Raw genomic sequence first — 14204 nt, forward strand, 5'->3', positions numbered from 1 at the left:
ACCGACCTCAGAAATGGATGACGGAGCGGATGCTTTTGCCTTCATGCATCAGGTCGAATGCCTTGTTGATGTCTTCCAGGCCCATGGTGTGGGTGATGAAAGTGTCCAACGGGATTTCGCCGGTCTGGGCCATTTCCACGTAGCTTGGCAACTCGGTGCGACCGCGCACGCCGCCAAATGCCGAACCGCGCCAGACGCGACCAGTCACCAGTTGGAACGGACGGGTGGAGATTTCCTGGCCAGCACCGGCAACGCCGATGATCACCGACTCACCCCAACCTTTATGGCAGCACTCCAGCGCCGCACGCATCAGCTGTACATTGCCGATGCACTCGAAGGAAAAGTCGACGCCGCCGTCAGTCATGTCGACGATCACGTCCTGAATCGGACGGTCGAAATCTTTCGGGTTCACACAATCGGTAGCGCCCAGCTGCCTGGCGATTTCGAACTTGGCCGGGTTGATGTCGATGGCAATGATTCGCCCGGCCTTGGCCTTGACCGCGCCGATGACCGCTGACAGACCAATACCGCCCAGACCGAAGATGGCCACGGTGTCGCCCGGCTTGACCTTCGCGGTGTTGATGACTGCGCCGATACCGGTGGTGACGCCGCAACCCAACAGGCAGACTTTTTCCAGCGGCGCTTCTTTAGGAATCTTTGCGACGGAGATTTCCGGCAATACGGTGTATTCGGAAAAGGTCGACGTGCCCATGTAGTGGAAAATCGGCTGACCTTTGTAGGAGAAACGCGTGGTGCCGTCTGGCATCAGGCCTTTGCCCTGGGTCGCACGAATGGCCTGGCAGAGGTTGGTCTTGCCCGACTTGCAGAATTTGCACTGGCCGCATTCCGGGGTGTACAGCGGAATCACGTGATCGCCGACCGCGACCGAAGTCACACCTTCGCCGATGGCTTCGACAATCGCGCCACCTTCGTGGCCAAGGATCGACGGGAAGATGCCTTCCGGGTCAGCGCCCGACAGGGTGTAGGCGTCGGTATGGCAAACGCCGGAGGCGACCACACGCAACAGGACTTCACCCGCCTTGGGCATGGCGACATCGACTTCAACGATCTCAAGGGGTTTCTTGGCCTCGAAGGCAACGGCAGCGCGCGACTTGATCATCCTGTCTCTCCAGCGAATAAAAACGAGACAACGAGTGTAAAACACCGCCAGACGATTAATAATCCGGCCAAAAGCAAAACATTATTGCTGCACAGGGATAATCTTCATGTCCGAGAACCGCTGGGAAGGCATCGATGAGTTCGTCGCCGTCGCCGAATGCAACCAGTTCACGGCTGCCGCCGAACGCCTTGGGGTTTCGTCTTCGCATATAAGTCGACAAATCGTACGTCTTGAAGAGCGCCTGCAAACCCGTCTGCTCTACCGCAGTACCCGTCGGGTGACGCTGACCGAAGCCGGGCAAACGTTCCTGCAACACTGCCAACGCTTGCAAGACGGACGCGAAGAAGCCTTGCGCGCCGTCAGCGACCTGACCAGCGAACCCAAAGGCATGCTGCGCATGACCTGTGCAGTGGCGTACGGCGAGCGCTTCATCGTGCCGCTGGCGACCAGCTTCATGGGGCTTTACCCACAATTGCGTGTCGATATCGAGCTGAGCAACCGCCCGCTCGACCTGGTGCACGAGGGCCTGGACCTGGCGATCCGTCTCGGTCGCCTGCAAGACTCACGGCTGGTGGCCACGCGCCTGGCGCCACGGCGGATGTACTTGTGCGCCTCGCCGTCCTATCTGGAACGCTATGGCCGACCGCACAGTTTGTCCGAGCTGAGTCGACACAACTGCCTGATCGGCAGCTCGGACATCTGGCAACTGGAACAGGACGGCAGAGAGTTTTCCCAGAGAGTACAAGGCAATTGGCGCTGTAACAGCGGACAAGCGGTGCTGGACGCGGCGCTACAAGGTGTCGGATTGTGTCAGCTGCCGGATTATTACGTGCTGGAGCACCTGAACAATGGCGCACTGGTGTCGTTGCTGGATGCTCATCAACCACCGAACACCGCCGTCTGGGCACTGTATCCGCAGCAACGGCATCTATCGCCGAAAGTGCGCAAACTGGTGGACTATCTGAAGGAAGGGTTGGCCAAAAGGCCGGAATATCAAGTTTGATCAAAAGATCGCAGCCTACCGCAGCTCCAAAGATAACCAATAACACGCCCCCACCACTCAACAGGCCGAGCGTTAGCTCGCCTGCCGCTGTTGACCTTGACCTGCCCGCCCCATCGGAAGGCCGAGCGCAGGTGTTCATCAGGGGGTGGGCGCGTAGCGCCGTACGGCGCAGCCGGACACATCGAGAGGAGGTCGTCGCGTAGCAGACCGTAGGCGATGCCCCCTGATGAATACCGGAGTGAGGGAACGCCGAGCCTAGGCGAGGTGCCGTACGCTTGGGGCGAAGCCTTTTGGTTCCTTTTTGGCGTTTGAAAAAGGGACTCGCCGTAAGGGCGAAACCTTAAGCGGCCGTTACCGCAGGAATGGATATGTACACCTGCAAGAAATTGGTCGGCTATCAGGCCGCCATCGCGGGCAAGCCCGGCTCCCACAATGGATTGATGTACATCTGTTAGAGGTTGGCCGGCTGTCAGGCCGCCATCGCGAGCAAGCTCGGCTCCCACATCAGTTGAGCGGTGCGACAGAGGAATCAGCGGCGATTAGCCCAACGCAGACGCAGCCATTCAAGGTCTTCAGGCCGAGTAACCTTGAGATTATCCGCCCGACCCTCGATCAAACGTGGCGCCAGACCCGCCCACTCCATCGCAGAGGCCTCATCGGTAACAGTCACATCAGCCACCAGACTGTCCGCCAACGCCCGATGCAAAGCACCCAAACGAAACATCTGCGGCGTATACGCCTGCCAGATCAAACTGCGATCAACCGTTTCAAGAACCCGACCGTGCTTGTCTGCGCGTTTGAGCGTGTCACGAGCAGGCACTGCGAGTAACCCGCCGACAGGATCGTCAGCCAGCTCCGACAGCAACTTGTCGAGATCATCGCGAGTCAGGTTCGGTCGCGCAGCGTCGTGAACCAACACCCAGTCTTCATCGGCAGCGCCTTGAGCGTGCAAATGCAACAACGCGTTAAGCACCGAACCCGAGCGCTCTTCACCACCGTCCACCCGCTGAATACGCGGATCGGTAGCGCAGGCCAGAGTCGGCCAATAAGGGTCATCAACCGCAAGACTGACCACCAGACCTTTCAAGGCTGGATGATCGAGGAAACAGCCAAGGCTGTGTTCGAGAATAGTGCGCCCGCCCAGTTGCAGATATTGCTTGGGACGGTCCGCGGCCATACGGGCACCGACGCCCGCGGCAGGAATCACGGCCCAGAAGGCCGGTAACGTATTCATCATTGAGCCAACTGGTAAAGGGTTTCACCGTCCTTGACCATGCCCAACTCATGGCGAGCCCGCTCTTCAACGGTCTCCATGCCTTTTTTCAACTCACTGACCTCGGCGTCCATGACCCGATTGCGCTCCAGCAACGACTCGTTCTCAGCATGCTGATCAGCAATTTGCTGAGTCAACTCGGCCACTTGCGCCAGACTGCCATTACCCACCCACAGGCGATATTGCAGACCAGCCAGCAGCAAGAGCAAGACAAGAAACAACCAGTAAGGACTGCGCATCGAATATCAGGTATCCAGTGAAAAAAGACAGCCATGCCAACTTTGAAGCTTCTGATAGCACGAAGCCTGGAAGAACCAGGCTCGTACTCTAAGGCATCAGATTAGTGGCAAAAATCCCGCTGCTGCGATCTTTCCGACACAATCCGGTGTCTTTTTACCATTTACCAATCAGCCGCGGAACTCGCTGCGACCGTTGTACTTGGCCTTGGCGCCCAATTGCTCTTCGATGCGCAGCAGTTGGTTGTACTTGGAAACGCGGTCGGAACGGCACAGCGAACCGGTTTTGATCTGGCCAGCCGAGGTGCCCACGGCCAGGTCGGCAATGGTCGAATCTTCGGTTTCGCCGGAGCGGTGCGAGATCACGGCAGTGTAACCAGCGGCCTTGGCCATCTGGATCGCTTCCAGGGTTTCGGTCAGGGTGCCGATCTGGTTGAACTTGATCAGGATCGAGTTGGCGATCTTCTTGTCGATGCCTTCTTTCAGGATCTTGGTGTTGGTCACGAACAGGTCGTCGCCCACCAGCTGGGTTTTTTCGCCGATTTTGTCGGTGAGGATTTTCCAGCCAGCCCAGTCGGACTCGTCCAGGCCATCTTCAATGGAGATGATCGGGTAACGTTCGGTCAGGCCTTTGAGGTAGTCGGCAAAGCCTTCGGCGGTGAACACCTGGCCTTCGCCGGACAGGTTGTACTTGCCATCTTCGTAGAATTCGCTGGCCGCGCAGTCCAGAGCCAGGGTCACGTCGGTGCCCAGTTTGTAGCCAGCGTTGGCCACGGCTTCGGAGATCACTTTCAGTGCATCTTCGTTGGACGCCAGGTTTGGTGCGAAACCACCTTCGTCGCCCACCGCAGTGCTCAGGCCACGAGCCTTCAGCACAGCTTTGAGGTGATGGAAAATCTCGGTGCCCATGCGCAGACCTTCCGAGAAAGTCTTGGCGCCCACTGGCTGAACCATGAATTCCTGGATGTCGACGTTGTTATCGGCGTGCTCGCCACCGTTGATGATGTTCATCATCGGAACCGGCATCGAGTAAACACCCGGAGTACCGTTCAGGTTGGCGATGTGTGCGTACAGCGGCAGGTCCTGGTCGTGGGCAGCAGCCTTGGCAGCAGCCAGCGACACAGCGAGGATTGCGTTGGCGCCCAGGCTGCCCTTGTTCTCGGTACCGTCCAGCTCGATCATGATGCGGTCGAGGGCTTTCTGGTCAACCGGGTCTTTACCCAGCAGCGCGGTGCGAATCGGGCCATTAATGTTGGCTACAGCTTTCAGTACACCCTTGCCCAGGTAACGGCTCTTGTCGCCATCACGCAGCTCGAGCGCTTCGCGCGAACCGGTGGAAGCACCGGACGGCGCGCAAGCACTGCCGATGATGCCGTTATCGAGAAGAACGTCCGCTTCGACGGTGGGATTGCCACGGGAGTCGAGAACTTCACGACCTTTGATGTCGACGATTTTTGCCATTGTTGTAAACACTCCAAAGTTGACGAAAACGACGCAGCTGTAGGAAATCTTTTACCGTCGGCAAGTGATTAGCAGCGGGCAGACTTGCGGACGATAAGGCTCAAGCCCTAGGGCCTGAGCGTTCAATGAATCGTGCGGTACTTTACCGGAGAATTGAGGATTACGCGGTTTCTACCGTCGGAAAACTCTTCACCAACTCGTCCAGAGCCTTGAGCTGAGCCAGGAATGGCGCAAGCTTGTCCAGACGCAAGGCGCAAGGGCCGTCACATTTGGCGTTGTCCGGATCCGGATGCGCTTCCAGGAACAGGCCAGCCAGCGACTGGCTCATGCCCGCCTTGGCCAGGTCGGTGACCTGGGCGCGGCGTCCGCCGGCAGAATCCGAGCGACCACCCGGCATTTGCAGCGCGTGGGTCACGTCGAAGAACACCGGGTATTCGAACTGTTTCATGATGCCGAAGCCGAGCATGTCCACGACCAGGTTGTTATAGCCGAAGCTCGAACCACGCTCGCAGAGGATCAACTGATCGTTACCGGCCTCTTCGCATTTGCTCAGGATGTGTTTCATTTCCTGAGGGGCGAGGAACTGGGCTTTCTTGATGTTGATCACAGCGCCGGTCTTGGCCATCGCGACGACCAGATCGGTCTGGCGCGACAGGAAGGCCGGCAACTGGATGATCTCGCAGACTTCAGCGACAACTGCAGCCTGCTCAGGCTCATGGACATCGGTGATGATCGGCACGCCAAAGGCTTGCTTGATGTCCTGGAAAATCCGCATGCCTTCTTCGAGGCCGGGGCCCCGGTAAGACGTTACCGACGAACGATTGGCCTTGTCGAAGCTGGCCTTGAACACGTAAGGGATACCGAGTTTCTCGGTGACCTTTACGTACTCTTCACAGACCTGCATCGCCATGTCACGGCTTTCCAGCACGTTCATGCCACCGAACAGCACCATCGGTTTGTCGTTGGCGATTTCGATGTTGCCTACACGGATGATCTTTTGAGCCATCAGGTTCAAGCCTTCTTCTGGTGTTGAGCCAAAGCTGCTTTGACGAAGCCGCTGAACAACGGGTGACCGTCGCGCGGAGTCGAGGTGAACTCCGGGTGGAACTGGCAAGCAACGAACCATGGGTGGTTCGGCGCTTCAACCACTTCAACCAGCGCACCGTCACCGGAACGACCGGAGATTTTCAGACCGGCTTCGATCAGTTGTGGCAGCAGTTTGTTGTTCACTTCGTAGCGATGACGATGACGCTCGACGATCACGTCCTTGGCGTAGCAATCGTGAACCAGGGAGCCGGCTTCAAGCAGGCATTCCTGAGCACCCAGACGCATGGTGCCGCCCAGATCGGACGATTCGGAACGGGTTTCAACGGCGCCGGTGGCATCTTCCCACTCGGTGATCAGACCCACGACCGGGTGACCGCTGGTGCGATCGAATTCGGTGGAGTTGGCGTCTTTCCAGCCCAGCACGTTACGAGCGAACTCGATCACGGCGACTTGCATGCCCAGGCAGATACCCAGATATGGAACCTTGTTTTCGCGAGCGTATTGAACGGCGGTGATCTTGCCTTCCACGCCACGCAGACCGAAGCCGCCTGGCACCAGAATCGCATCAGCGCCTTCCAGCAGCGCGGTGCCCTGGTTCTCGATGTCTTCGGAGTCGATGTAACGCAGGTTGACCTTGGTACGGTTGCTGATGCCGGCATGACTCATCGCTTCGATCAGCGACTTGTAGGCGTCCAGCAGTTCCATGTACTTGCCGACCATGGCGATGGTCACTTCGTGCTCAGGGTTGAGCTTGGCATCGACCACGGCTTCCCACTCGGACAGATCGGCGCCGCCACATTGCAGGCCGAAACGCTCGACGACGAAATCATCCAGGCCCTGAGAATGCAGGATGCCCGGGATCTTATAGATGGTGTCGGCGTCTTCCAGCGCGATGACCGCACGCTCTTCAACGTTGGTGAACTGCGCGATCTTGCGACGCGAAGAGATATCGATCGGGTGGTCGGAACGGCATACCAGTACGTCTGGTTGCAGGCCGATGGAACGCAGTTCCTTGACCGAGTGCTGGGTTGGCTTGGTTTTGGTTTCGCCGGCAGTGGCGATGTACGGCACCAGTGTCAGGTGCATCAGCATCGCGCGCTTGGCGCCGACTTCGAAACGCAATTGACGGATGGCTTCGAGGAACGGCTGGGATTCGATGTCACCCACGGTGCCACCGATCTCGACCATCGCCACGTCGGCATCGCCTGCACCCTTGATGATGCGGCGCTTGATTTCGTCGGTGATGTGCGGAATCACCTGAATGGTTGCGCCCAGGTAATCACCACGGCGCTCTTTGCGCAGGACGTGCTCGTAGACACGGCCGGTGGTGAAGTTGTTGTTCTGGGTCATGGTCGTGCGGATGAACCGCTCGTAGTGGCCCAGGTCCAGGTCGGTCTCGGCACCGTCGTGAGTGACGAACACTTCACCGTGCTGGAACGGGCTCATGGTGCCCGGGTCAACGTTGATGTACGGGTCCAGCTTGAGCATGGTGACCTTAAGTCCCCGCGCCTCCAGGATGGCCGCCAATGAAGCCGATGCAATGCCTTTCCCCAATGAAGAAACAACACCGCCCGTGACGAATATGTAGCGCGTCATGAAAAACCCTAGAAGTCTGCGTTAAAGCGGTCCGAGCCGCCGGGGAAAGCGAAGGAAGGCCGAAGCCCCCGATCACCTGCATTAATTACAGTGCATCTTTCAAAAAAACCGCCGCGTTGGGACAGACCGGAAGAAGAATCACCGGTACGTTGCTCGCTACACATTTTTTGGAATCGCCCAGCAAAGACTGCTTGGTAATCGGCAACTCCTGCAATTCAGCTGAATCCACAGAAGTTGTATCAAGAAGGGAGCGTAGTCTACCGGAAAGCCCCTTTCAGCTCAAACCTTGATCGTTGATCGCTGGCTGCCACCGCAAAAGACAGTTTCCCCCCGCGCTACCGTCGAGCCCGCGCAGGTTTGCCACTGCGAGCAATTGTTCATTGCAGTAGAGCAGCGGCAATCTGCCACGGGCAAACAGCGGCAGGCCGCTTTCATTGAGCAGACGCTTGAGGTCGCGATGCCCGCGCCCAGGCAAATGCATGACTTCACCGCCCTGCCGGTAGCGCACGCTTAATACGCCGGCAGGGATGGTCCCACTGAAGGTCAGACGGCCGTTGTTCGGCAGCCGCAGTTCCGCCGACGGATCAGGCCAGAGCGGAGCCGGCTCGGGGAGGTTCAGCCAATGGCCGGACAACCACCAGATTCGCCCGCTCGCACGATGCAATTCACCATCAGCCAGGCGCCAGATCGGCCGTGCATCCGTCGCTGCATCGCGCAAATTTTCCCAACCCGACCAATGGTCACTGTCCGGCATACGCGTTAGCGGCGCCAACCAGTGGCTGAGGGCATTGCGCTGGCGGGCAGCGGAAAGCTTTTCAAGCGCAGTCATTTCCAGAGATGGCACACCCAGCCAATCGAGTTCGCTGACCGTTGCGGCGGGCGCCAGATCTATCTCGGCCAAATCATCGAGCAGCCCCTGCGCTTCACTCAAATGCGCGGCGCTGCGGGCGATGGTGGTCGCAGCCTGCGGCCATCGCTGAGTGAGCGCTGGAAAAATCTGCTGGCGAAGGTAATTACGAGAAAACTGTTGATCGGCGTTCGACGGATCTTCGATCCAGCTCAACTGATGCTCGACTGCATAGGCTTCGAGTTCAGCCCGCGACACCTCAAGCAACGGCCGCAGCAAAAAACCACGACCCAAAGGACGCTGCGACGGGATCGCCGACAATCCTCTCACCCCTGCCCCGCGCAATAGGCGGAACAAGAGGGTTTCCGCCTGATCGTTCCGGTGCTGCGCTGTGAGTAGCAGCTCATTGGTTTGAGTCGCCTCGACAAAGGCGCCATACCGCGCCTCACGCGCCGCGCGCTCGATACTCGCCCCAGGCTGAACCCGAACGTGAATAACCTCCAATGGCACACCCAGGGCGTCACACACCGACTGACAATGCTCCGGCCACGCATCAGCCGCAGCCTGGAGGCCGTGATGGATGTGAATGGCTTTGAGTTCAGGCAGGGAATGCTTTTTTGCGAGTTGCGCAAGAAGGTGCAGCAGAACGGTGGAGTCGAGACCACCGGAGAAAGCGACACGCCAGGTCGGCGCGGTGCGCCAGGGAGCCAGGCGTTTGAGAAGTCCAGCTGAAAGACTCATGAACATCCCCAAACCTGTAGGAGCAAAGCTTGCTCGCGATGAACTTGTGGTGAGGGGGCTTGCCCCCGTTCGGCGGCGTAGCCGTCGCAAAAAGGTCGATTCGTTCGATCGCATCGACTGTATTTGGGACTACTTCGTAGTCCAACGGGGGCAAGCCCCCTCACCACAACAAGACTCGCTCCTACAGAGAGCTGTGCTCGATCAGAGACCGTAGCTCATCAGGCGCTCGTAACGGCGGGCCAACAGCGCGTCGTTGTCGAACTTCTTCAGCATCGCCAGTTGCGAGCTCAGTTCCGCACGGATCGAGGCAGCAGCAGCGGCCGGATCACGGTGCGCGCCACCCAGCGGCTCGCTGATCACTTTATCAACGATACCCAGGCCTTTCAGGCGCTCGGCGGTGATGCCCATGGCTTCAGCGGCATCCGGGGCTTTCTCGGCGGTTTTCCACAGGATCGAGGCGCAACCTTCCGGCGAGATCACCGCGTAGGTCGAGTACTGCAGCATGTTCAGCTGGTCGCAAACGCCGATAGCCAGCGCACCGCCGGAACCACCCTCACCGATCACGGTGGCGATGATTGGGGTTTTCAGGCGGGCCATGACACGCAGGTTCCAGGCAATCGCTTCGCTCTGGTTGCGCTCTTCAGCGTCGATGCCAGGGTATGCACCCGGGGTGTCGATGAAGGTCAGGATCGGCATTTTGAAACGCTCGGCCATTTCCATCAGACGGCAAGCCTTGCGGTAGCCCTCAGGACGCGGCATGCCGAAGTTGCGGCGAACCTTCTCGCGCACTTCACGGCCTTTCTGGTGGCCGATGATCATCACCGGCTGGTCGTCCAGACGGGCAACACCACCGACAATCGCGGCGTCGTCGGAAAAGTGACGGTCACCGTGCAATTCATCGAACTCAGTGAAGATGTGCTCGATGTAGTCCAGGGTGTACGGACGACGTGGGTGACGCGCCAGACGCGCGATCTGCCAGCTGGTCAACTTGCCGAAGATGTCTTCGGTGAGCGTGCTGCTCTTGTCCTGCAGGCGGGAGATTTCATCGCCGATATTCAGCGAATTGTCATTACCGACCAAGCGCAACTCTTCGATCTTGGCTTGCAGGTCGGCGATCGGCTGTTCGAAATCAAGAAAATTCGGGTTCATAGGCGTCCGTCTTGGGTCGACGTCCAAGAGAGCTTGGGCCGGCCGGTTGTCTATTCGCGCCCTACCTTAAGGGACAGGCGCGTTCAGGTCGAGATTAAAAATTGGGTCAAGGTCAAGGCCAAGCTTTCAAAGGTAAAGAATGGCACCTGACCGTCAACGGTATTGGAGGAAGACGTTGTCTCGCCCGAACTGGTCACGCAGGGCTTGAATCAAGGCATCCGCCGGATCGATTCGCCAGGTCTCGCTGAACTGCAACAAGGCCTTGGCGTCAGGACTGGTGTACTCCATGGTAATCGGACACGCACCACGATGACGCTTGAACAACTCACCCAGCCAGCGTAGCTGATCGCCTTTGAGGTCTTGGGTCTGGACCTTCAAGCGCAGGCTTTCGGCCAGGTTGGTGCGTGCGTCCTCCATGCTCATCACCCGCTTGACCCGCAAGCGCAGGCCACCGGAGAAGTCGTCATTGCTGACTTCGCCTTCGACCACCACCATCGCGTCGGTCTGCAACAGCGACTGCGCGGAATGGAACGCCTCGGCAAACAGTGACGCTTCGATCCGGCCCGAACGGTCGTCGAGGGTGATGAAACCCATCTTGTCGCCTTTTTTGTTCTTCATCACTCGCAAGGCAATGATCATGCCCGCGACCGTCTGTGTATCACGCGCCGGTTTCAAATCGATGATGCGCTGACGGGCAAAGCGGCGGATTTCACCTTCGTATTCGTCAATCGGGTGACCGGTCAGGTACAGCCCCAGGGTATCTTTCTCCCCCTTCAGGCGCTCCTTGAGCGTCAGCTCCTTGGCCTTGCGGTGATTGGCGTAGACGTCGGCGTCTGCTTCGACAAACAGGCCGCCAAACAGGTCCGCGTGCCCACTGTCGTGGGTCCGTGCAGTCTGCTCGGCCGCCTTGATCGCTTCTTCCATGGCCGTCAGCAAGACTGCGCGATTGCGGTCGATGTTGGCCTGATAGGCTTTCGGTTCGTCGTGGAAATACGGACCGAGTCGGTCCAGAGCACCACTGCGGATCAACCCGTCGAGGGTCCGTTTGTTGATGCGCTTGAGGTCGACCCGGGCGCAGAAATCGAACAGATCCTTGAATGGCCCTTCCAGGCGCGCTTCAGTAATCGCTTCAACCGGCCCCTCACCAACCCCCTTGATCGCCCCCAGACCGTAAATGATCCGGCCTTCGTCGTTCACCGTGAACTTGAACTCCGAGGTGTTCACGTCCGGCGCGTCGAGGCGCAGCTTCATGGTCCGCACTTCTTCGATCAAGGTCACGACCTTGTCGGTGTTGTGCATATCCGCCGAGAGTACCGCCGCCATGAACGGCGCCGGGTAGTGGGCTTTCAGCCAGGCAGTCTGGTACGACACCAGGCCGTAGGCGGCGGAGTGGGATTTGTTGAAGCCGTAACCGGCGAATTTTTCCACCAGGTCGAAAATGTTACCGGCCAGGTCGGCATCGATATTATTGGTCGCGCAACCTTCAATGAAACCGCCGCGCTGCTTGGCCATTTCTTCGGGTTTTTTCTTACCCATGGCCCGACGCAGCATGTCCGCACCACCGAGGGTGTACCCGGCCATGACCTGAGCGATCTGCATCACCTGTTCCTGATACAGGATGATGCCGTAGGTCGGCGCCAATACCGGCTTGAGGCCTTCGTACTGGTAATCCGAGTGCGGGTACGCCAGTTCGGCGCGACCGTGCTTACGGTTGATGAAGTCGTCCACCATGCCCGATTGCAGCGGGCCCGGACGGAACAACGCCACGAGTGCGATCAAGTCTTCCAGGCAGTCAGGCTTGAGCTTTTTGATCAGCTCTTTCATGCCGCGCGACTCGAGCTGGAACACTGCGGTGGTTTCAGCTTTTTGCAGCAGCGTGTACGTCGGTTTGTCGTCCAGCGGGATAAACGCGATATCCAGCGGCGGCTCATTGACCTTGGCGCGGTCGCGGTTAATGGTTTTCAGCGCCCAGTCGATGATGGTCAGGGTTCGCAGACCCAGGAAGTCGAACTTCACCAGACCCGCCGCCTCGACGTCGTCCTTGTCGAACTGGGTTACCAGGCCGCCACCTTCTTCGTCGCAATAGATCGGCGAGAAGTCGGTCAGCTTGGTCGGTGCGATCACCACACCACCGGCGTGCTTGCCGACGTTACGTACAACGCCTTCAAGCTTGCGCGCCATCTCCCAGATTTCCGCGGCCTCTTCATCGACCTTGATGAAGTCGCGGAGGATTTCTTCCTGCTCGTAGGCTTTTTCCAGGGTCATGCCGACTTCGAAGGGGATCATCTTCGACAGACGATCCGCCAAACCGTAGGACTTGCCCTGCACCCGCGCCACGTCACGGACCACAGCCTTGGCGGCCATGGAACCGAACGTGATGATCTGGCTTACCGCGTTACGGCCGTATTTCTCGGCCACGTAGTCGATCACCCGGTCACGACCGTCCATGCAGAAGTCGACGTCGAAGTCGGGCATGGAAACCCGTTCCGGGTTCAGGAAACGTTCGAACAGCAGGTCATATTCCAGCGGGTCGAGGTCGGTGATCTTCTGCACATAGGCCACCAGCGACCCGGCACCCGACCCACGGCCAGGACCTACCGGTACGCCGTTGTTCTTGGCCCACTGGATAAAGTCCATAACGATCAGGAAGTAACCGGGGAAGCCCATCTGGATGATGATATCCAGCTCGAAATTCAACCGGTCGACATAGACCTGACGCTTGGCCTCGTAATCTTCGGTCGTGTCCTTGGGCAGCAGAACGCTCAAGCGCTCTTCCAGGCCGTCAAAGGAGACTTTGCGGAAATACTCGTCGATGGTCATGCCATCGGGAATCGGAAAGTTAGGCAAGAAGTGCTTGCCGAGCTTCACATCGATATTGCAGCGCTTGGCAATCTCGACGGTGTTTTCCAGCGCTTCGGGCAAGTCGCTGAACAACTCGGCCATTTCCTCGGCGCTTTTGAGGTATTGCTGGTCACTGTAGTTCTTCGAGCGGCGCGGATCGTCGAGCGCCCGCCCTTCACCGATGCATACGCGGGTTTCGTGAGCGGCGAAGTCTTCCTGCTTGATGAAGCGCACGTCGTTGGTGGCCACCAGCGGTGCGCCGATCTTGTCAGCCAGGGCCACGGCGGCGTGCAACTGTTCTTCGTCGTTGGGGCGGTTGGTGCGCTGGATTTCCAGATAGAAGCGATCCGGGAATACGGCCATCCACTCACGGGCCAGAGTCTCGGCCTCATCAGGATTGCCACCGAGCAAGGCGATACCAATCTCGCCCTCCTTGGCCGCCGACAACATGATCAAGCCTTCGTTGGCCTCGGCCACCCACTCGCGCTCGATGATGACCTGACCATTGCGCTGGCCATCGATAAAGCCACGCGAAATCAACTCGGTGAGGTTGCGGTAGCCAACGGCGTTCATCGCCAGGAAGCTGATCCGGCTCAGCGGATTGTCAGGATCCTTGTTCGACAGCCACAGGTCGGCGCCACAGATCGGCTTGATCCCGGCGCCCATGGCGTTTTTGTAGAACTTGACCAGGGAACACATGTTGTTCTGGTCGGTGACCGCCACGGCAGGCATGTTCATGCCGACCAGGGTCTTGACCAGCGGTTTGATCCGCACCAGACCGTCGACCAGGGAGTATTCAGTGTGCAGGCGTAGGTGAACGAATGAAGCCGGCATAGTGATCCTGTCTGAAAACGTGAAGACAACAAGGCCCGGATTGTACCGGGCCTTGG

Annotated in this window: 10 protein-coding genes; 1 reads left to right on the top strand and 9 read right to left on the bottom strand. The window is 58.6% G+C overall.

Going from position 1 to position 14204, the window contains the following annotated elements; translation table 11 throughout:
* Positions 1–7 precede the first annotated feature (7 nt).
* Positions 8–1120 carry an S-(hydroxymethyl)glutathione dehydrogenase/class III alcohol dehydrogenase gene (locus KRR23_RS01305; protein WP_216741030.1) on the bottom strand — a complete coding sequence of 371 codons (1113 nt, stop codon included), beginning with the start codon at positions 1118–1120 and terminating at the stop codon, positions 8–10.
* Between the two features lie 106 nt (positions 1121–1226).
* Here KRR23_RS01305 and KRR23_RS01310 point away from each other — a divergent pair, with 106 nt between their 5' ends.
* Positions 1227–2123 carry a LysR substrate-binding domain-containing protein gene (locus tag KRR23_RS01310; RefSeq protein WP_216741031.1) on the top strand — a complete coding sequence of 299 codons (897 nt, stop codon included), beginning with the start codon at positions 1227–1229 and terminating at the stop codon, positions 2121–2123.
* A 529-nt stretch (positions 2124–2652) separates the two neighbouring features.
* Here KRR23_RS01310 and ispD read toward each other — a convergent pair.
* From ispD to dnaE, 8 genes are all read right to left on the bottom strand, one after another.
* Positions 2653–3360 (bottom strand): 2-C-methyl-D-erythritol 4-phosphate cytidylyltransferase, encoded by a 708-nt coding sequence (ispD, locus tag KRR23_RS01315; RefSeq protein WP_216741032.1) that lies wholly within the window; start codon positions 3358–3360, stop codon positions 2653–2655.
* On the bottom strand, positions 3357–3635 hold the full coding sequence (gene ftsB, locus KRR23_RS01320; RefSeq protein ID WP_019692104.1) for a cell division protein FtsB: 279 nt from the start codon (positions 3633–3635) through the stop codon (positions 3357–3359). Before ftsB ends, ispD begins: the two co-directional genes overlap by 4 nt.
* Before the next feature lie 168 nt (positions 3636–3803).
* Positions 3804–5093: a phosphopyruvate hydratase gene (gene eno, locus KRR23_RS01325; protein WP_071551625.1), complete on the bottom strand. Its 1290-nt coding sequence runs from the start codon at positions 5091–5093 to the stop codon at positions 3804–3806.
* A gap of 160 nt (positions 5094–5253) precedes the next feature.
* On the bottom strand, positions 5254–6099 hold the full coding sequence (gene kdsA / locus KRR23_RS01330) for a 3-deoxy-8-phosphooctulonate synthase (RefSeq protein ID WP_216741033.1): 846 nt from the start codon (positions 6097–6099) through the stop codon (positions 5254–5256).
* 5 nt (positions 6100–6104) lie between these two features.
* Complete coding sequence (locus KRR23_RS01335) at positions 6105–7736, bottom strand: CTP synthase (protein ID WP_054595921.1); 1632 nt, start codon at positions 7734–7736, stop codon at positions 6105–6107.
* 274 nt (positions 7737–8010) lie between these two features.
* Entirely contained in the window at positions 8011–9324 is a 1314-nt protein-coding gene (tilS, locus tag KRR23_RS01340; protein WP_216741034.1) for a tRNA lysidine(34) synthetase TilS, read from the bottom strand.
* Positions 9325–9525: 201 nt separating this feature from the next.
* Complete coding sequence (locus KRR23_RS01345; RefSeq protein WP_019692099.1) at positions 9526–10473, bottom strand: acetyl-CoA carboxylase carboxyltransferase subunit alpha; 948 nt, start codon at positions 10471–10473, stop codon at positions 9526–9528.
* Between the two features lie 153 nt (positions 10474–10626).
* Positions 10627–14148 (bottom strand): DNA polymerase III subunit alpha, encoded by a 3522-nt coding sequence (gene dnaE / locus KRR23_RS01350; RefSeq protein ID WP_103315511.1) that lies wholly within the window; start codon positions 14146–14148, stop codon positions 10627–10629.
* Positions 14149–14204: the final 56 nt, after the last annotated feature.

The organism is Pseudomonas sp. CVAP#3, assembly GCF_018986375.1.
GTDB lineage: Bacteria > Pseudomonadota > Gammaproteobacteria > Pseudomonadales > Pseudomonadaceae > Aquipseudomonas > Aquipseudomonas helvetica.